The organism is Acidimicrobiia bacterium (genome assembly GCA_030584185.1).
Classification (GTDB): Bacteria; Actinomycetota; Acidimicrobiia; order Spongiisociales; family UBA11373.
On the sequence record CP129495.1, the window covers coordinates 95,212 to 113,104 of the forward strand.

The following is a 17,893-nucleotide window of genomic DNA, read 5'->3' on the forward strand; positions in this document are numbered from 1 at the left end:
TTCTTGGAGGCTCCGACCTTTGGGAGGATGGAGCCATGACACGGAGACAGCAGGGGAAGTACCCGAACGAGGTGCGCCGTCGGACGGTGCGTCTGGTGTTGGAGCATCGTGACGAGTACGCCTCGGAGTGGGCGGCGATCACGTCGATAGCGGCCAAGTCGGGGATGACGGCTGAGACGTTGCGCAAGTGGGTGCGCCAGGCCGAGGTCGATGAGGGCCGGCGGCCGGGGGTGACGTCGGAGGAGTCGGTGCGGGTCCGGGAGCTGCAGCGCGAGAACCGGGAGCTGCGTCGGGCGAATGAGATCCTCAAGGCGGCGTCGGCTTTCTTCGCGGCGGAGCTCGACCGCCCACAGCAGAGATGATCGGGTTCATCGACGCTCACAAGGGGCGTCGCACTGAGGGTCTTGTTTGGGGAGTCGAGCCGATCTGCGCGGTGTTGCCGATCGCTTCTCAGACCTACTACGCGGCCCGGTCCCGGCCGGCTTCGGCGAGACGGCTGCGCGACGAGGCCCTCGAGGCCGAGGTGCTGCGGGTATGGGAGCAGAACTACTCGGTGTATGGGGCCCCGAAGATCTGGGCGCAGCTGAACCGAGAAGGCATCATCGTGGCCCGTTGCACGGTGGAGCGTCTCATGCGCCGGTTGGGTATTCGCGGCGCCATCCGTGGCGGAGGACCCCGGACCACGAGAAGCGACCCGGCCGATGAGCGTCCCGCCGACCTGGTGGATCGGGACTTCACCGCCGAGGCTCCCGACACCAAGTGGGTGGCGGACTTCACCTATGTGCGCACCCGTTCGGGGTTCGTGTATGCGGCGTTTGTCATCGACTGCTACGCACGAGCCATCGTGGGCTGGAACGTGGCGCGGCGCATGACCACCGACCTGGTACTCACCGCACTCGAACAGGCCATCTGGGACCGACTCGGAGCCGGCGTCGTGGCCGGTCTCGTCTGCCACACCGACGCCGGAGCGCAGTACTTGTCGATTCGTCACACCGAACGACTCGCTCAAGCCGGCATCGACCCGTCGGTGGGATCCATCGGCGACAGCTATGACAATGCCCTGGCGGAGTCGATCATCGGGCTCTACAAGACCGAGCTCGTCTCGAACCTAGGACCCTGGCACGGCTGCGACGATCTCGAACTCGAGACCCTGCTCTGGGTCGACTGGTGGAACCACCGTCGACTCATGGGCACCTCCACCCCCACCGAGAAGGAGGCCACCTACTACCTTCAGAACACCACCATCGAAGCGATGACACTCAAGACATGAAGCCTCTACCAAACCCGGGGAGGTTCAACCGGGATGACGGCATCGTCTCGGTGAAGCTCGACCGTGACTCCGGGGTCCGACAGTTGCCCCGCCGGTATCTGGATGAGGGCCACGTCGCCTACGGGTACGCCCTCACCGCCCACAAAGCCCAAGGCATCACCACCGACCGCACCTTCACCGTCGTCACCTCAGCTACCGACCGGGAATGGATCTACGTCGCTTTGAGCCGCGGCCGCTCGGCCAACACGCTCTACATCACCACCTGCGAACCCACTGACCCGGAATGCACCCACATCTTCCACCGAGACGAGCGAGATGTGGTCGCCGTCTCGGGGTCACGAATCGGCCGCAGTTCGGCGCAGGTCGCAGCCATCGATCAGCGCCCGCTGGCTGCCGGGATCAGTCTCGGCGGATAACGGGCAGGCGCTGATCCTGGACCCCGAGGGGTCTGGTGGAGCAACCGCGGGAGAGGCAAGTGCCCGGCAATGCGCCTGGTGGGTGATGCGGTTCGATGATCAGCGGGTGGGCGGGCGCCCGGACTTGATGGTCCCGGCCGGCGCCATGACGCAGGCAGTCCCGGCCGACCCCCTGGGCCCACGGGCGGGTTCGGCGTCTTGTCATCGGCGGTCGTCCGTGACCGAGCGCGGGCGGGGCGACGGTCGGTCTGTGGAGAGACATGCCGCCGCCCCGGCCCGCGAAGACAGGTTCGTCGCACCGCCGTTGAGTGTTTCGGGAACCCGATGAGCAGGTTCGGCGAATCAGTGGCGATCAGAACTTGTCGGTCTGTGGAGGCTCGAAATGGCGAAGCTCGTTGGTCTCGCGTTGGTGACAGTGCTGTGCATGGTTGGGATCACTCCTGCGGCGGCGGAGGTCGAGACGCACTGTGTGGTCGACGTCGTCGACCAACATGCCGACGGCGAGTTCGTACTGTCCGCACCACGCTGCTACCCGTCGTTCGCCGAGGCAGCCGCGGAAGCGTCGGCAGGCGCAGTTCAACTCGGAGCAGACGCGTCGGGCCAGCTGCTGTTCGATTACGAGGGCGCGGCGACTGCCGGTGTGTTGGCGTCCTTTACGCTCGGGATCCACTTCGATGGCTTCAACGGATCCGGAAGTTCGATCTCGGTGGTGGGTGATTCGTGCACCGGAGGCTGGTGGAACACCGGTGCGACCTGGGCGAACCGGATATCGTCATCGTGGAACGGCTGCTATCGGCTGAAGCACCACGACGGTCCGAACAAGACAGGGGCGTCAGAATCGACCGTAGGGGTCGGTACCACGGACAACCTCACCGTGTTGAACAACAAGGCGGAGTCGGTTTCGTATTGGAGCAGCTGACCCATCGCCAACGTCGGGCATGTGGCAGTGTTGGCGGGGATGGACACCGCGAGCAGTGACGCCGACCTGGTGGTGGCGTCGCTAGACGACCCGGCTCGTTTCGCCGACATCTTCAGGCGCCACTACCCAGCCGTATACGCGTACGCGGTCCGCGCCGCCGGAGCGACCGCCGGCGAGGACATCGCAGCCGAGGTCTTCGTCCGAGCCTTCGCTGGCCGACATCGCTTCGACCCTGCCTACAAGAGCGCTCGACCATGGCTATTCGGGATCGCCGCCAACCTGGTGGCCGACCACTACCGTCGTGGCGAACGTCACAGCCGCGCCCTACAGCGCATGACCCCACCGGGCGCTGAGTCGACAGGGTTCGACACCGACGTTGTCATCAGAGTCGCCGCCGAAGCGTCCATCGGTTCCGCCGAGCAGCTGCTCGGTCGACTGCGTCGCGAAGAGCGAGATGTCGTTGGCTTGTTCGCCCTGGCCGACCTGTCCTACGAGGACATCTCCCGCGCGCTGGGCATCCCGATCGGCACGGTGAAGTCCCGCCTCAACCGCGGACGTGTCGCACTCCGAAACCTCATTGCGCCCTTCGGCGAATCAATGGACGACAGCGATGAATGATCACATCGACGACCCCTTTGCCGTGCTGCGCAGGCTCGCCGGTGACCCACAACCACCGAGCGATACCGAAAAGCGAGCGCTGGCTCAACTGCAGGATGCGATCGCCCGCGAAACTCGGCCCCCTCGGCGCGTCCGCTGGGGTGCCGTCGCGGCGGCAACCATCGCCGTTGCCGCGATCGCTGCCGTTGCCGTTGCCTTCCTCGCCCCCGTGCCCAGCGCGGCGACCCTCGACGAAGTCGCTCGTGCCGCACGCCAAGCCGCGCCCCTCGAGGTACCGACCGGGTCGTTCATCTACCAACACACCGAATCGGTCGACCTGGTGGTGCGACCCGGCAGCGACTTCGGTCTTGACGTCGAGACTGTCGCCTATCTGCTGCCGAGCCGTCGAGAGACCTGGCGTCAATCCGAGTCCGGTTTCGTGCGCACAGCAACCACGGTGGGCGAACCGACATTCTTCGACGCAGCCACTCAAGCCGCCTACGAGCAAGGCAACGGGCCATCCATGGACCAAGTAGGAGAGACCATCGTCGAGCAGTTCACCAACGTTGTCGACCCCATCGCCGATACCGACTGGCCCACCGATCCGAAGGCACTGCGGGCGGCGATGGAACAAGCACTGGCTCGAGGCGCCGACGACCGAAGCCTCGACGTCCAGCTCTTTGACCTCGCCCTCGACATCCTGCACACCGCCACCGATCCCCAACTCAAGGCCACCCTGATCGAAGTCATCGCCGACCTCGACCTCGACCAGGTCGCCGCGGGTCCCGAAGGGGTAGCCCTCGCGATCACCGACCCGAGTCCACCTCCCACAAGGCTCACCGCCACCATCAGCAAAGACGGCACCCTCACCGCCGCATCGGTCATCTGGCTCCAACCAGCGTTCGGTATCCCCGCCGACACGACGATTGCCACAGCCCTGCATCAGCCTCCAGTCGTCGTCGAACAGCTTCCCGACCGCTAGCAGCGGAACCCAAGCGGTCCCCAGGGGCCTGAGCGCCAACCCGCCAAGCTTCGTCCACGACCTCCGGGACAGATGGGCGGAACCCAGCCGCGCCCATTGGCGAATCTCCCTCGACGGCCCGAGTGGGGCTGCCGGATCTGAAGGGAGGTGCGCCGACGGCGGCTACCTGAACGCCATGCGCTGACGCCATCCACGTGGATGACTTGCGCACAACCACTCCAGTGAAGGGGAGACGACATAATGAAGATACGAAGGATCGCCGCGGTTCTCGCTCTGGCGTTTACCGCAGCGTTCGGTACAGCAGCGGGCGCAGTCGCCCATGGCTCGTGCTCCGATGCAAACCAGCGCTTCTGTGCTTTTGACGCCTTCAACTACGTAACTCAGCTGACCTTCTTCGTGCCCACGTCGGGAGGGGGTCCCTACTCCGTAACCGACAATAAGACTTCGTCCGTGGCGAATCACCACCCGTCACTGGCGGTATGCGGCGTAGAAGCTGAGGGCTGGCCGGATCAGACCGTCCTGCACGTCGGGGCGACACAGCACATCTCCCAACTCGGGGCGGGTTCGAATAATCAGATCGACCACTTCTACACGTGTTGAAGCGCCGATGGTGGGACAGGCGAAGGCTGCTCTCGGCAGCCTTCGCCTGTCTGCTGCCGTTGACCGCATGTGCCATCCCGCTGCAGGAACCGACAGTGACGGATTCAGATCTTGCTGTCCTGCGTCGTCGACCCCACGAACTGACTGATGCCATGGTCAGGGCTACCGCGGACTGCCTTGAACATGAGGGACTCGACGGATCGCTGTATGTCTCCTTCCATGAACGCTCGATGCGCCAGCTCGCTGGTGCGTACCACAGCGATCCTGTGTATTACTCCGGACTCCTTCCACCCCTAACGCCGGAGGCCGCTGCGACGACTGGCTACAGGACGGTGTTGCGCCCGCACACGTTCAATGAGTCGGACATCTCAGCATTGCCGGATGCCTACAGCCCAGGACTCTTTGGCGATGGCTCACAGTTTGTGGAACTCGATATTCCAGGGTTCGGGGTCGTCGGAGCGTCAGCAAGCGGCTGTGTCGCATCCGCCGCTGCGTCGCTGTTCGGTTCCGTGGGCGATTGGTTGCTTGCGGATCAGTTCGCTGTCTCGGGAATCCGCCAGTTCGCCGACGAGGCGCTGGCAAGCGAAGATGTGCTGTCTGTCGCCGAGGCTTACGAGGCCTGCATGCGCGACGCTGGATACGACGTAGCGAATCCAGCGCAGGCAGCCCAATTGGCTCGAGACACGTGGGTCCCCTCTGGGACCGAGACGGAAGCGCCAAGCCAGGACGAGATCGACATGGCTGTGGCTGATGCGAAATGTCAGGTAGCTCATCCAGTCCTGAGACTCGCTGAGCAAAAGACACTCGACTTGGCGTCGGAGTGGATTGCCGACAACTCCGCAGCGATTATCGCTGCTTCCGCCGCCCAACGTCGCGCGCTGGATCGCGTGTTGGGGGCGGAGTGGACAGACTGATCGTGGCGTCCGTCCCCATCGATCAAGACCAACGGACTACCATATTGCGTGCTGAGGCCCTTTCCGTGTGGTACGGCGTAACCCGGGCTGTCGACAACGTGCATGTCGAGATCAGCTCCGGAGAGATCGTTGCCGTCATGGGTCGGAGCGGATCGGGGAAATCGACGCTACTCCATGCGCTTGCAGGGATCCGTCGCCCGGATGCCGGCGGGGTCTGGTACAGGGGCCGGCGCGTCGACACGATGACAGACCGAGACCGGACGACGCTTCGGCGCACAGAGTTCGGCTTTGTCTTTCAGCACGGCCAACTCGTTCCGGAACTCACGGCGGCGGAGAATGTCGAGCTGCCCCTTCTGCTGAACGGCCGTTCCCGCCGCGCCGCCGAGGAAGAGGCGGCTTCCTGGATTCAGCGACTGGGGATAGGCGTTCGGGCACACGCGTTGCCATCAGAGCTGTCAGGCGGCGAGGTACAGCGGGTAGCGCTCGCACGGGCGATGGCAATCGAGCCTTCGGTCGTCTTCGCCGACGAGCCGACGGGATCCCTCGACTCAGACAACGCGAGATTGGTCATGTCGGAACTCGTGGCGGTGGCGACTGAGAACGGTACGGCCGTGCTTCTCGTGACGCACGACTCGGCCACGGCAGCGGGGGCCGCACGGTGTTTGATGCTCCACGATGGACGCTTGGTCGATGAGTGACGCACTATTGCTCACCCGACTCGCGTTAGCTCGGGTCAGACGGTCGGCGGCGCTCACCACGTTCATGGTCGCAGCCATTGCCGCCGCCACGGTCATGGTGCTTATCGTGGCCTCCGCCGAGAATGCTGTAGAGGCGCGGGGCGCTCGTCAGGCCCAGCGTCGCCCTCCAGCTCCGTCAGCTGAGAGCTCTGCCTCTCGGACTCTTGTGGCGTTCACCGAGACCTTGGTCGCTGGCCGCGGGGTAGCGGTCATCGAACTTGCCGCGATCGGGCCGAGCGCACCGGCACCCGCCGGCCTTGACTCGTTGCCTCCTCCCGGGACCGTCGTTGTGTCCCCAGCGCTCGCCGAGACCATCGACGCGTTGCCGGACATCGGCTTGGCCCTGGGTGAAATCGCAGGCAACCACATTGCTCCTGCAGGACTCGTTGAGCCCGGCGAGCTCGTGGCGTTCAGGGCATGGGAGCCGGACGTACTGGCCCGGATTGCAGATGTATCTGAGGTTCACCGATTCCCACTCCCAGCCGCCTCGGCCGCTTGGTGGAAATCAAAGGCTGCCGTACGACTTGGGATGCTGCTGCTGGCCGTCGGTCTTGTGGTTCCTGCACTGCTGCTGATAGGGGTCCTGGCGAGACTCGCATTGGCCCAGCGACGAAGGTTCCTCGCCGGATTGAGGCTCATTGGTGCCACCGCCACGCAGGCGGCAGCCATCGTGGCAGTTGAGGCCGGAGTTGCCGGATTGGTCGGAGCCGTGACCGGCACGCTGTTGTTCTTGGCGATACGGCCGCTGATCGCGAGGGTGTCAGTTGGTGGGGCGGCGTGGTTCCCGAGCGATATCACTCCATCGGGATGGGCGCTCGCCGGCGTGATAGTGGCCGTGCCGGTCTTGGCTGCCATGTCTGCGCTGTTAGCCGCTCGGCAAGCCCTCCTCAGCCCACTGCCGGTGTTTTCCAGGGCGGCGGCGTCACGACTACGCCCCCGAACGGCGTTGGCCGCGGTCGGGCTGTCCGTGGCGTGGCTTGCTGCCACCGCGCTGCTCGGCAAGCCCGGGTCCCCGATCTTCCTGGCCGTGGCAATCGCTGGAGTGTGCGCCCTAATGGGCACCTTGCCCTTGGTTGGTCCCATGTCTCTTGCCGCGGTAGGCCGGACCGTGGCCCGATTCACGCGGTCCCCCACCTTCCTCCTAGCCTCGAGAACCGCCTCGTGGGACGCGAACGCCGCGTTCAGACCAAGCCTCGGGCTGATGGTTGTCGTCATGTTCACGACCATGGTTAACGGGTACGCCACCGGCAACATCGTCGAGGCTTCCCCGGATTGGTACAACGGCCACGCCGACATCAGCGTTGATACCGCAACCGGCGACCCCGTAGCGGTGTCGGCTTTCCTGCAGGCAGTCGCGAGTCGTGCACCGACGGCCGTCGTCCTGCCCATACGTCAGGCGGTCGATGTCGCAACCGGCCTCTCAGTCGCGGTGGCGGCTTGCGATTCCGTGAACGAGCTGGGTATTGCGCGAGTCGACGACTGTTCGGCCAGCGACGTGTTCCTCGCCCCATCATTGCACGAGACACCCAGCGAATTGCATGTTGCGGGAGTGGTTCTCACGGTGACCCCCGCGACGACTGGGTCGCTACGCGAAGACTCCGATATGTGCTGCCTTGGGGCCGACGTCTTGATCTCCCCAGACGCGCTGCCGGTTTCGTCCGTCTCAGCCCTACCTGCACACCGAATACTGATCAGAGCGACAGAAGATGCATCAATGGAGCCCGTCCGAGGCGCAGCGCTTCAACACCTACCGGGCGCACGAGTCACCACGCTGGCCGAATTGACCGCTTCTAGCAGCGAGCCGGTCCACGAGGCTCGCCGCATCGTGAACGGGGCTGCAGCGCTTGCCATGTTCATCGCAGCGACGAGTCTGACCGCTGCCGCCGTCGGCCGCCATTTCGATCGCGCTTCCACATACATTCGGTTACGAGCCGCGGGGACACCAGTCATCACGATCGCTCGCAGCATCTACGTCGAGACATGTTCGTCTCTGCTCATTGCGATCGTCCTCGGCACCGCCGCGGGCCTGGTGGTATCAAAAGCGCTCGTTGCCACCCTTGACGGCCGGTTCACGCCGTCCGCTGCTGCTCTCGCGTTGGTTCCACTCGGCGCGTGCCTCCTCGCGGCACTCGCAACGACGGTCATGATGGTCCCGTTGGCTCGCGGCACGCGCCCGGAGCTGCTCCGACCAACCTGATGCGAGCGCCCCGACTCGGCGAGGCTGGGGCCACGGTCGACATAAGCGATGCCGTCTCGCTCGGGTCGATAGGGACTGCAAGAGCAGCTTGGCACGAGCGTAGGTCACCTGTGGCTCGACGGTAGGTCCGAAGTAGGCAGGAGGACGCGAATCAGTGCGCGTCGATGCGAGATGAACGCCACGAAATGCCTTGCTGCGAAAGTTATACAAGTAGGAGTGGTGGTGGCGCCTATGCTACCACCTGCCTTCACACGGCAGAGGTCACTGGTTCAATCCCAGTAGCGCCCACCCCGGTCAGTCCCCCGACTCCTCGATGGAGCCTGGGCAGGCCCTTTCCAGCCGTGGCGTCCGTCGCCTGGCTCGCCTTTTCCCTCAGGGCGGGATTTCGCGAGCCGATGAAAGAGGGATGCAATCGACATCCCGTGACCCCTACCGGGAGTGCGAGGACGGCCGCTGCCACCACGAGCTGGCCCGCGCCGTGGGTCTCGACGAGCTGTGGGGCGACGACGGGCCGTTCCCGCCTCCGATCCTGGTGCCGGTTCCTCCGATGTCTCTCTGGGATCCCGACCCGGAGCCTGTCCAGCAGCGCTGGGCGATCTGAAGCGATCAGGCCTGCTCGTCGCGGTCCTGATGGCGGCGCTTCCTACGCCACAACAGCCTGATCAGCGCCTGCAACCCGGCTCCCACCAGCATCGAGGTGAAGATCAAGCCGGCAAGCGGCGCCTCGGCCCTCCAGAAGAAGAACTGGACCTCGACGGTGTCGAAGTTCTGCAGGATGAGGATCAGGGCCACCAGCGCCGAAGTCCCGGCGATCAGGCCCACCCGGAACCGACGGCTCTCCCAGATCGAGGTCTCACGCTCCACACCGGCCTCCCTTGCTGCACGAAGGGTAGGCGGCGTCGCCTTGTCGCGTCCTCACCGTTTCCCGATGCGGGGTGCCGCCACCCGGCCGTCCCAGGGGGAGTGGGCAGCGGCGGACGGGATGTGTCGCTCCAGGATCGGCCACACCTCGGGCCCGCTCAGGGTTGCCCCCATCGAGCGGAGGGTGGCGAGGAAGGCGGGCAGTGCCGCTCCGGGATCGAGGGGATTGGGCCGGGCGGCATCGAGCACGGTCGAATCGGGTCTGAGCACCAGCACATCGACCTCGGGCCAGGCGCCCTTCAGGGCGTCGATCTCGGACTCGAGCGCCGCCTCGCCGAGCCGATCGACGATCCCCTCGTAGAAGCGCCCATCCGCCCGGGTCTCGGTGGCGGCCATGGGGGCGATCACGATCACCAGGTCGAGAGGCTCCCGGTGGCCGAGCAGCAGGTCGGCGCTGGTACCGGAGCCGACCCCGCCATCGACGTAGCGGCGACCCTCGACCTCGACCGGCTCGAACACCAGCGGGACCGCCGCCGAGGCCGCCACCGCCGTCGCCAGGTCGACGTCGGGACTGTCCACAGTGCCGAATGCCACTCGGCGGTGCGCTTCCAGTTCGTAGGCGACGATGATCGTGGGACGGTCCGGCCAGGTTCGGGCGGCGTCTCCGCCGGCACGCCTCACCCAATCGGCGATCCCATCGGTGGAGTACGGCGCCGGCGAGCCGAGGGTGAATCGAATCCCCGGCCTGCGGAGTCCGGGGAGCAGGCCGTGGCGCATCCAGCGGCCGACGCCGCGGGGCCGGGTGCGACGGAATATCTGCTGCCGGAGTGCGGTCTCCAGCTCCTCCTCGTCCGGCACCTCTCCGACCAGCGTCTCCAGCGACAGGGCCCCGGTGCGGGTGAGCGCCGCCACAACGGCACCCGACGAGGTGCCGACGACGACGTCGGAATCGTCGGGCTCCCAGCCGGTGGCCATGCGCAGGGCGAAGAGGGTGCCGAAGTGGAAAGCGGCGCCGGTCAAGCCGCCACCGCCCAGGACCAGGCCTATCCGGGACATCCGGCGATCTTAGGGCTGGTGGCCGACCCCCGATCGTGGGCCAGGTCCGACGAGATCAGCCGAAGCGGTGCCCGCAGCCGGGGCAGGCGGAGTCGTCCTCGATGGTGGCGGTGCGGCACCAGGGACACGGAAGGTCCGGGTTGACGGCATCGTGGAGCATCACCAGGCGCGACGACCACCGGCCGGCGACCGCCGACATTCCCAGGATGAGACTGCTCACCAGCATCAGCACGGCCCTTCCTCCTCGACTCGGCCGGGCGAGGCTACAACCCGATCGCGCGGACAGCGCGGATTTCGCGCGCGCACCGCGCGCGGCAGGGTTCGGACTCGATGAGTGTGGCCTCCAAGCGCCGCCGACTGCCGGGTGCGCCGTCTTCTGCCGCCCGTCTGCTGTCTACCCTCTCCTCGCCATGACCATCTCCGTTCGCCTCCCCGACGGAAAGCGACTCGACCTTCCGGACGACTCCACCGGAGGGGATGCCGCCTTCGCCATCGGGAGGCGACTGGGCGAGGCGGCGGTGGCGGCGCGGGTTGACGGCAACCTGGTCGACCTGACCCGGCCCCTCCCCGCCGACGCCGAGGTGGAGATCGTCACCGAGGACAGCGACGAGGGTCGGCACGTGCTGCGGCATTCGGCCGCTCACATTCTCGCCCAGGCGGTGCTGGGCCTTTTCGAGGGGGCCACCTTCGCCATAGGGCCCGCCATCGAGGACGGCTTCTACTACGACTTCGACATCGGGCGCCCGTTCACCCCGGAAGATCTCGAGGCGATCGAGGGGCGCATGGCCGAGATCGTCGCCGAGGACCAGCCGTTCGTGCGCGAGGAGTTCACCAAGGCGACCGCCCTGGAGGTGTTCGCCGAGCACCCCTACAAGGTGGAGATCATCGAGTCGGTAGAGGAGGGGGAGGGGGCGGAGGGCGAGGCCGTGTCCGCATACCGGAACCGGGACTTCATCGACCTGTGCCGCGGACCGCACCTGCCGTCGACCGGGCGACTCCCCGCCTTCAAGCTGCTGCGATCCTCCGGCGCCTACTGGCGGGGCGACGAGAAGCGACCCCAGTTGCAGCGCATCTACGGCACCGCCTGGGAGAGCCGCAAGGCACTCGACGAGTACCTCCATCGCCTGGAGGAGGCCCGCCGCCGCGACCACCGCCGCCTGGGGATCGATCTCGACTACTTCTCGTTCCCCGACGAGCTGGGCAGCGGCCTCGCCGTGTGGCACCCCAAGGGCGCCCTGGTCCGCCACATCATGGAGGACTACTCCCGGCGTACCCACCTCTCTGGCGGCTACCAGATGGTGGCCACCCCCCACATCGCCAGGCGTCACCTCTGGGAGACCTCCGGCCACGTCGGGTTCTACGCCGAGAACATGTACCCGGCGATGGAGCTCGACGACGGCGAGCCCTATCTCCTCAAACCGATGAACTGTCCCGGCCACATCCTGGTCTACCGGTCGCACCCCCGGTCGTACCGTGAGCTCCCGATGCGCCTCTACGAGCTCGGCACCGTATACAGGTACGAGCGCAGCGGTGTGCTCCACGGGCTGCTTCGGGCACGGGGGTTCACCCAGGACGACAGCCACATCTTCTGCACGGAGGCGCAGCTGGCGGACGAGCTTGCCGGCCTGCTCGACTTCGTGCTCATGGTGCTGCGCGACTTCGGTTTCGAGGGTTTCGAGGCCGACCTGTCCACCCGACCGGAGAAGTTCGTCGGACGCCCGGAACTGTGGGACCGGGCCACCGAAGCCCTCGCCGCAGCGCTGGGTGCCGCCGGCCTGGAGCACACCGTGGCGGAAGGGGAGGGCGCCTTCTACGGGCCCAAGATCGACATCCACGTGCGTGACGCCATCGGGCGACGCTGGCAGGTGAGCACGCTTCAGGTCGACTTCGCCCAGCCGGAGAACTTCCAGCTGGAGTACGCCACCGCCGACAACACCAGGGAACGCCCGGTGATGATCCACCGTGCCCTCTTTGGTTCGGTTGAGCGATTCTTCGGCATCCTCCTCGAGCACTACGCCGGCGCCCTTCCCGGGTGGCTGGCGCCGGTCCAGGCGATGATCGTCCCCGTTGCCGATCGCCACCTCCCCTACGCCTCCGAGGTGGCCGCCGGCCTCGCCGCAGCCGGACTGCGGGCCGAGGTGGACTCCAGCGACGAGACGGTGGGGGAGAAGATCCGGCGCGCCGCCACCCACAAGCACCCGGCGATCCTGGTGGTCGGCGATCAGGACGTCGATTCGGGCACGGCCGGCATCCGAATCCGGGGAGCGGACGAGGAGCGCGGTGTCGCCCTGGGCGACGTCCTCGAGCGCCTCCTGGGGGTCTGCTCGCCGCCTCGGTAGGCGGTTGTCTCGGATCCGGTGAGATCTATCCTGCCGGAGCCCGCCCACAACAGCAGCGAATTGGAGTCTCCCCGTGAAGTGGTTGATCAAGGTGATGTCGTCGTCGGTGCGCCGCGCCCCTGTGGCGGTACTGGCCGCCTCGTTGGCGCTGACGGTGGCGTTGGGGGCGTTCATGCCCCAGGCCGTGCAGTCCACTGGCAACGAGGGTTTCGCCCCCGACTCGGCCGAGTTCCTCGCGCTGCAGACGATCGACGAGTTGTTCTCCGACAACTCGGAAGTGGCCGTGCAGGTCGTGTTCGACGGCACCGCAGCCGACGTGATCACCGCCGAAGGCCTGCGCTCATATGTGGCGGCACGAGACGCCATCTACTCCTCGCGCGCCACCGAGATCTTCGTGAACCGGCCCGAGGGTGACGTCGTCGGGTACTTCGACCTCGTCCTGCAGGCCCTGGACACCGAGGGGATCGATCCGATGCAGGCCGACGATGCCACCGTCAAGGCCGCCTTCACCGAGTCGTTGGCATCACTGCCGCCCGAGGTCCAGGAGCTGTTCACCGGCCTGGTCTCGACGCGGGCCGACCTGGCCGTCCCGTCGGCACCTGCGGGCCTGATGGTGGTGTTCCTCAACCTTGCGGTGCTCGGCGACGACCCCGACGGCACCCGGCTTCAGGCCATCGAGGTCGACATGGCCGAGGGAATCCAGCAGGCTACGGCGGGGATGACGGTGAGCGCCGAGCCCTTCTCCTTCGCCCTGCTCTTCGCAGACACCGAGGCGTTCGAGCGGGAGGTCGGGCGCCTCTTCGGCACCGCATTCCTGATCATCCTGGCCATCCTCGGCTTCGTCTTCTGGATCCATCCCAGGGGCCGGCTCAGCCGCCTCGGCGCCACCCGGCGCACTGTCGCCGATGTGCTGCTGACGCTGGGCGTCATCGTGATGTCGATCGTGTGGATGAACGGCATCGGCGTCCTCCTCGGCCCCGGGTACCTGGGACTGATCGGCGGATTCAACGAGATGCTCCAGATCATCCCCATCCTCCTCATCGGGCTCGGCGTCGACTACGGGATCCATCTCACCTCCCGATATCGCGAGGAGGTGGGGGCAGGCGTCGGCGTCGTCGACGCCGCCACCCGAGCATCCAGAACCGTCGGTGTGGCACTGGTACTGGCAACCGTCACCACCGCCGTCGGCTTCCTCACCAACATCTTCAGCCCGGTGTCGGCGATCGCCGACTTCGGAGTGATGGCGTCGGTCGGCATCTCCTCGGCGTTCCTGCTGATGCTCACCTTCGCCCCTTCGATCCGCGTCCTCCTGGATCGCAGGGCGGAGGCGGCCGGCCGGCTCCCCACCGAGGCGATGGGGCACTCCTCACAGCGGATGCTTCCTCGGCTCATCGGCACCACCGCCGGGCCGGCGACCCGGATCCCCGCCCTCATGGTGGCGGTGGCCCTGGTGCTCGGTGGCCTGGGCGCCTGGGGTTGGTCGGGCCTCGACACGAAGTTCTCCTTCCTCGACTTCGTCCCCGCCGACTCACCGCTGCTTCCCACATTTGAGACGATCACCGAGGAGTTCGGGGGAGGGTTCGGCGAGCGGACCCAGATCCTCATCGAGGGCGAGGTGGCCACCCCGGCGGCGCACAACGCACTGGCGCAGGCGACGATGAACATGGCCGACACCGAGCACGTGCTCACCTTCGCCGGGAGAGCGCAGGCCGAGTCGCCGTTGTCGGTCCTGGCGGTGCTGGTCACGCCTCCGGCCGCCGGGGGCGATCCGACCCGATACGACGCCGACTTCGCTACCACCGCCGCTTCACTCGGCCTGCAGCCCGACCTGACGGTGACGGCCGATGCCGACGTTGCGGCGCTCTACGCCGCAGCAGCCGCCATCGCCCCCGAGGAGATGCGCCGCACCGTCCTGGTGGTGGAGGGGACCACCGGTTTCGTGGACGTCAGCCTGGCCACCCAGGCCGGCGAGCAGGGAGCGGGGGCACTGCGCGACGGTCTGCAGGCGGACCTGGAGCCGTTCGCCGCCGTTGCCGGCACCACGGCGGTGGCGTCCAACGAGAACATCGTGAGCCATGGAGTCGTGGAGGCGATGCAGTCCTCCCAGGTGTCGTCGCTGTTCCTCACCCTCGGTGCTGCCACCCTGCTGCTGGTGCTCACGTTCCTCATCGAGTCGCGGCGTCCCGCCCTGGGGCTGCTCACCATGCTCCCCGTCGCCCTGGTCGTCCTCTGGGTGTTCGGTGCGATGGCGCTTTCGGGGATCGGGTTCAACCCGGTGACCGCGATGATCGCCTCGGTGGCGATCGGGATCGGCGTGCCCTACACGATCCACATCACCCACCGGTATCAGGAGGACCGGGTCCGCAACGACACACCCGAGGCGGCGATCCGATCGACGATGACCCACACCGGGGGCGCCCTGGCGGGCTCCGCATTCACCACCGTCGCCGGGTTCGGCATCCTGGTCACCTCCTCCCTGGTCCCCTTCCAGCAGTTCGGCAAGGTGGTGGCTTTCGCCATCGGATTCGCCATGCTGGGAGCGGTGCTGGTCCTGCCGAGCCTCCTCGTGCTGTGGGATCGGTGGCATCGCCGGCATGGCACGGAAGCAGTGGACGCGGCGGCGGTCGAAGTGGCGTTCGACGCATGAGTCGGCACCGGATCGAGATCCCGGAGGGGGTCGCCGCCTCCGAGTCCGTTCCGCGAGACCTCGACGCCGGGGCGGTCGGCGCGTACGCCATCCCAGACACCCGCCGTCGGCGTCGTGCCGGGCTCGTGCTGCTGTCGGGCGCAGCGCTCGCCCTCGCCGCCCCGCTCGCCGGGCTTCCCGCGGGAATGGCCGTCGCCGGTGGAGTGTTGCTCGCCCTCGGCGCCTGGAGCATCGCTTCGGCCTGGCCGATCCGGGTGCTGGATCCGGAAGCACTGGAGATCGCCGGCCGGCGGGTCGGGTTCCCGGTCGGCCACTCCTCGGCGGCGGTCGGGTTCGACGGCTGGCTCGCCCGGCCGGTGTGGAACATCCTGATCTTCGAGGCGTCCGATCCGCCGTCGAGACGGGCGTTGGTCCGCGTGGACGCCGTCGATGGCCGCGTCGTCGAAGAGTACGTCGAGGACCTCACCGATCGGCTCGTCGGGGGTTAGAGCACGAACCGTTCGCCGTGGCGATCGGCGAGCTCGACCGCCACGACGACGTCGGGCTGATCGGCCCAGCGTTCCAGCACCGCCAGCGCCTGGACGCTGCACCCGGCCCGAAGGGTGGCCCAGGCCTCGCCAGCGTGGGCGGCGGCGAGATCGGTGGACCTGCCCGGAAGGGCCTCGACCTCCCCATCCACGAGACGAAACGGCTCCAGGGTCGCCACGGCCAGGTCCAGCGCCTCGCAGCGGGTCACGATCCTCTTCACCGCCTCTGGCGGGTAGAAGCCCTCGTCCTCGTCGGCTCGGTGCGTCGCCAGGGCATCGAACTCGGCGGCGATGCGGTCGATGGGATGCTGCCCGCCGGTGTCGACCGCCGGTTCGTCCATGCCGAGCATCGCCAGCGCCACATCGAGCACACGCTGGAGGTCTTCGACCTCGAACAGCCAGGGCTCTGCGTCGTCGTCGGGGATGAACTCCGCCACCGGGCGCCCCTCGTCGGCGTAGACCCGACCCACGAGCCGGCCCTCCTCGATCAGTTCGATCACTGGACCGTCCCAGTCGGGTGGCTCGGTCTCGACTGCGTGCAGGTCGGTCACGTCGTCAAGGCACGTCGCGCTTGGGCTGGCCGATGTAGATCTGGCGGGGGCGACCGATGCGGGTCTCGGGGTCCTCAGACATCTCCTTCCACTGCGCCACCCAGCCGGGGAGACGGCCGATGGCGAAGAGGACGGTGAACATCCGGGGCGGGAACCCGAGCGCCCGGAACATGAGCCCGGAGTAGAAGTCCACGTTCGGGTAGAGGTTCCGGGAGACGAAGTAGTCGTCCTTGAGGGCGGTCTCCTCCAGCTTCAGGGCTATGTCGAGCAGCGGGTCGTCGGTTCCCATCCGGCGGATCACCTGGTGGGCGAACTCCTTGAGGACCTTGGCCCGCGGGTCGTAGTTCTTGTAGACGCGATGCCCGAAGCCCCAGAGCCGGAACGGGTCGTCCGGATCCTTCGCCCGGGCGACGTAGCGTCCGTCATCCCCGCCGTCTTCGTGGATCTGCTGCAGCATCTCGACGACCCGCTGGTTGGCTCCACCGTGCAGGGGCCCCCACAGGGCGCCCATCCCGGCGGCCACCGAGGTGAACAGGTTGGCCTGGCTCGACCCGGCCAGGCGAACCGTGGAGGTCGAGCAATTCTGCCCGTGATCGGCGTGGAGGATGAGGAGCACGTCGAGTGCCCGGGCCACCACCGGGTCCACCTGGTACTCCTCGACCGGGAGGGCGAACATCATGTGCAGGAAGTTGGAGGCGTACTCCAGATCGTTGCGCGGGTAGACGTACGGCTGGCCGATCGACTTCTTGTAGGCGAAGGCGGCCACCGTCGGCAGCTTGGCGATGAGGCGGAGCGCCGACTGTTCGACGGCGTAGGGGTCGGTGGGGTTGTGGTACTCGGGGTAGAAGGTGGCCATGGCGTTGGTGGCCGAGGCCAGGATGGCCATCGGGTGTGCGCTCTTGGGGAAGGCGTCGAACAGCCGCTTCATCTCCTCGTTGAGGAGCGTGTGGTTGGTGATCGTCTCCTTGTAGGTGGCGAGTTGGGCCGGGTCGGGGAGCTCGCCGTGAAACAACAGGTAGGCGACCTCGAGGAACGTCGACTTCTCCGCCAGCTGCTCCACGGGGTATCCGCGGTAGCGCAGTTCGCCGGCCCCGCCGTCGACGAAGGACACGGCACTGCGGGTGCCGGCGGTGTTGGCGAAGCCGTAGTCGAGGGTGATGTAACCGGTCTCACTGCGGAGGTGGGAGACATCGATCCCCGGGTCTCCGTCGACGGGCTCGATCATGGGGAGGGCGATCTCACCGCCGTCGTACTTGAGCGTCATCTCGCGATCGGCCATC

General features: G+C 67.0%; 18 protein-coding genes, 1 tRNA gene and 1 other annotated feature. Of the genes, 14 read left to right on the forward strand and 5 right to left on the reverse strand.

The genetic code is table 11. From position 1 onward, the window contains the following. The first annotated feature begins 35 nt into the window (after positions 1 to 35). From QY307_00490 to QY307_00540, 11 genes are all read left to right on the forward strand, one after another. Positions 36 to 1,270 (forward strand): IS3 family transposase gene (locus QY307_00490; protein ID WKZ82767.1). Its coding sequence is split into 2 segments (ribosomal slippage): positions 36 to 321 and positions 321 to 1,270, totalling 1,236 coding nucleotides; the frame shifts between segments, so codons are not numbered across the junction. Further along, positions 320 to 451, forward strand: a sequence feature (AL1L pseudoknot). It overlaps the preceding gene by 132 nt. Continuing rightward, entirely contained in the window at positions 1,267 to 1,686 is a 420-nt protein-coding gene (locus QY307_00495) for a helicase C-terminal domain-containing protein (GenBank protein ID WKZ82768.1), read from the forward strand. Before QY307_00490 ends, QY307_00495 begins: the two co-directional genes overlap by 4 nt. A 382-nt stretch (positions 1,687 to 2,068) precedes the next feature. Next, positions 2,069 to 2,605: a hypothetical protein gene (locus tag QY307_00500; protein ID WKZ82769.1), complete on the forward strand. Its 537-nt coding sequence runs from the start codon at positions 2,069 to 2,071 to the stop codon at positions 2,603 to 2,605. A 39-nt stretch (positions 2,606 to 2,644) separates the two neighbouring features. Then, complete coding sequence (locus tag QY307_00505; GenBank protein WKZ82770.1) at positions 2,645 to 3,223, forward strand: RNA polymerase sigma factor; 579 nt, start codon at positions 2,645 to 2,647, stop codon at positions 3,221 to 3,223. Continuing rightward, positions 3,162 to 4,184, forward strand: a complete 1,023-nt coding sequence (locus QY307_00510; GenBank protein WKZ82771.1) for a hypothetical protein — start codon at positions 3,162 to 3,164, stop codon at positions 4,182 to 4,184. The genes QY307_00505 and QY307_00510 overlap by 62 nt, the downstream gene beginning before the upstream one ends. A gap of 240 nt (positions 4,185 to 4,424) precedes the next feature. Further along, positions 4,425 to 4,784: a hypothetical protein gene (locus QY307_00515; GenBank protein WKZ82772.1), complete on the forward strand. Its 360-nt coding sequence runs from the start codon at positions 4,425 to 4,427 to the stop codon at positions 4,782 to 4,784. After that, positions 4,778 to 5,698, forward strand: coding sequence for a hypothetical protein (locus tag QY307_00520; protein ID WKZ82773.1), 921 nt, complete (start codon positions 4,778 to 4,780; stop codon positions 5,696 to 5,698). The genes QY307_00515 and QY307_00520 overlap by 7 nt, the downstream gene beginning before the upstream one ends. 44 nt (positions 5,699 to 5,742) lie before the next feature. Continuing rightward, entirely contained in the window at positions 5,743 to 6,396 is a 654-nt protein-coding gene (locus tag QY307_00525) for an ABC transporter ATP-binding protein (GenBank protein WKZ83800.1), read from the forward strand. After that, the gene (locus QY307_00530) at positions 6,389 to 8,632 is read left to right on the forward strand and encodes a hypothetical protein (protein WKZ82774.1); all 2,244 of its coding nucleotides are present in this window, start codon (positions 6,389 to 6,391) and stop codon (positions 8,630 to 8,632) included. The genes QY307_00525 and QY307_00530 overlap by 8 nt, the downstream gene beginning before the upstream one ends. 213 nt (positions 8,633 to 8,845) lie before the next feature. Then, positions 8,846 to 8,920: transfer RNA gene (locus QY307_00535), tRNA-Val, on the forward strand. Between the two features lie 118 nt (positions 8,921 to 9,038). Next, positions 9,039 to 9,233, forward strand: coding sequence for a hypothetical protein (locus QY307_00540; GenBank protein ID WKZ82775.1), 195 nt, complete (start codon positions 9,039 to 9,041; stop codon positions 9,231 to 9,233). 5 nt (positions 9,234 to 9,238) lie between these two features. Here the strand turns inward: QY307_00540 and QY307_00545 are convergent, their stop codons facing one another. Genes QY307_00545 through QY307_00555 form a run of 3 tightly spaced genes read right to left on the reverse strand, consistent with a single transcriptional unit; the run spans position 9,239 to position 10,781 of the window. Next, positions 9,239 to 9,496, reverse strand: coding sequence for a LapA family protein (locus tag QY307_00545; protein ID WKZ82776.1), 258 nt, complete (start codon positions 9,494 to 9,496; stop codon positions 9,239 to 9,241). Positions 9,497 to 9,547: 51 nt separating this feature from the next. Then, complete coding sequence (locus QY307_00550; GenBank protein WKZ82777.1) at positions 9,548 to 10,549, reverse strand: patatin-like phospholipase family protein; 1,002 nt, start codon at positions 10,547 to 10,549, stop codon at positions 9,548 to 9,550. A 55-nt stretch (positions 10,550 to 10,604) separates the two neighbouring features. Continuing rightward, the gene (locus QY307_00555; GenBank protein ID WKZ82778.1) at positions 10,605 to 10,781 is read right to left on the reverse strand and encodes a hypothetical protein; all 177 of its coding nucleotides are present in this window, start codon (positions 10,779 to 10,781) and stop codon (positions 10,605 to 10,607) included. A gap of 178 nt (positions 10,782 to 10,959) precedes the next feature. On the opposite strand from QY307_00555, the gene thrS reads away from it, so the two are divergent. From thrS to QY307_00570, 3 genes are all read left to right on the forward strand, one after another. Beyond that, the gene (thrS, locus tag QY307_00560; protein WKZ82779.1) at positions 10,960 to 12,888 is read left to right on the forward strand and encodes a threonine--tRNA ligase; all 1,929 of its coding nucleotides are present in this window, start codon (positions 10,960 to 10,962) and stop codon (positions 12,886 to 12,888) included. A 73-nt stretch (positions 12,889 to 12,961) separates the two neighbouring features. After that, positions 12,962 to 15,535, forward strand: coding sequence for an MMPL family transporter (locus tag QY307_00565; GenBank protein WKZ82780.1), 2,574 nt, complete (start codon positions 12,962 to 12,964; stop codon positions 15,533 to 15,535). Next, positions 15,532 to 16,023, forward strand: a complete 492-nt coding sequence (locus QY307_00570) for a hypothetical protein (protein WKZ82781.1) — start codon at positions 15,532 to 15,534, stop codon at positions 16,021 to 16,023. Before QY307_00565 ends, QY307_00570 begins: the two co-directional genes overlap by 4 nt. On the opposite strand, the gene QY307_00575 is transcribed toward QY307_00570, so the two are convergent. Both QY307_00575 and QY307_00580 read right to left on the reverse strand, forming a co-directional pair. Continuing rightward, positions 16,020 to 16,613: a hypothetical protein gene (locus QY307_00575; protein WKZ82782.1), complete on the reverse strand. Its 594-nt coding sequence runs from the start codon at positions 16,611 to 16,613 to the stop codon at positions 16,020 to 16,022. The genes QY307_00570 and QY307_00575 overlap by 4 nt on opposite strands. Positions 16,614 to 16,617: 4 nt before the next feature. Next, entirely contained in the window at positions 16,618 to 17,892 is a 1,275-nt protein-coding gene (locus tag QY307_00580) for a citrate synthase (GenBank protein ID WKZ82783.1), read from the reverse strand. Position 17,893 lies beyond the last annotated feature (1 nt).

What these genes read in the sequence shown, in the direction of transcription:
- QY307_00550 (WKZ82777.1), bottom strand. Translation starts at nt 10,549, where the DNA reads ATGTCCCGGATAGGCCTGGTCCTGGGCGGTGGCGGCTTGACCGGCGCC.
- QY307_00580 (WKZ82783.1), bottom strand. Translation starts at nt 17,892, where the DNA reads ATGGCCGATCGCGAGATGACGCTCAAGTACGACGGCGGTGAGATCGCC.
- QY307_00540 (WKZ82775.1), top strand. Translation starts at nt 9,039, where the DNA reads ATGCAATCGACATCCCGTGACCCCTACCGGGAGTGCGAGGACGGCCGC.
- QY307_00495 (WKZ82768.1), top strand. Translation starts at nt 1,267, where the DNA reads ATGAAGCCTCTACCAAACCCGGGGAGGTTCAACCGGGATGACGGCATC.
- QY307_00500 (WKZ82769.1), top strand. Translation starts at nt 2,069, where the DNA reads ATGGCGAAGCTCGTTGGTCTCGCGTTGGTGACAGTGCTGTGCATGGTT.
- thrS (WKZ82779.1), top strand. Translation starts at nt 10,960, where the DNA reads ATGACCATCTCCGTTCGCCTCCCCGACGGAAAGCGACTCGACCTTCCG.
- QY307_00530 (WKZ82774.1), top strand. Translation starts at nt 6,389, where the DNA reads ATGAGTGACGCACTATTGCTCACCCGACTCGCGTTAGCTCGGGTCAGA.
- QY307_00505 (WKZ82770.1), top strand. Translation starts at nt 2,645, where the DNA reads ATGGACACCGCGAGCAGTGACGCCGACCTGGTGGTGGCGTCGCTAGAC.
- QY307_00515 (WKZ82772.1), top strand. Translation starts at nt 4,425, where the DNA reads ATGAAGATACGAAGGATCGCCGCGGTTCTCGCTCTGGCGTTTACCGCA.
- QY307_00570 (WKZ82781.1), top strand. Translation starts at nt 15,532, where the DNA reads ATGAGTCGGCACCGGATCGAGATCCCGGAGGGGGTCGCCGCCTCCGAG.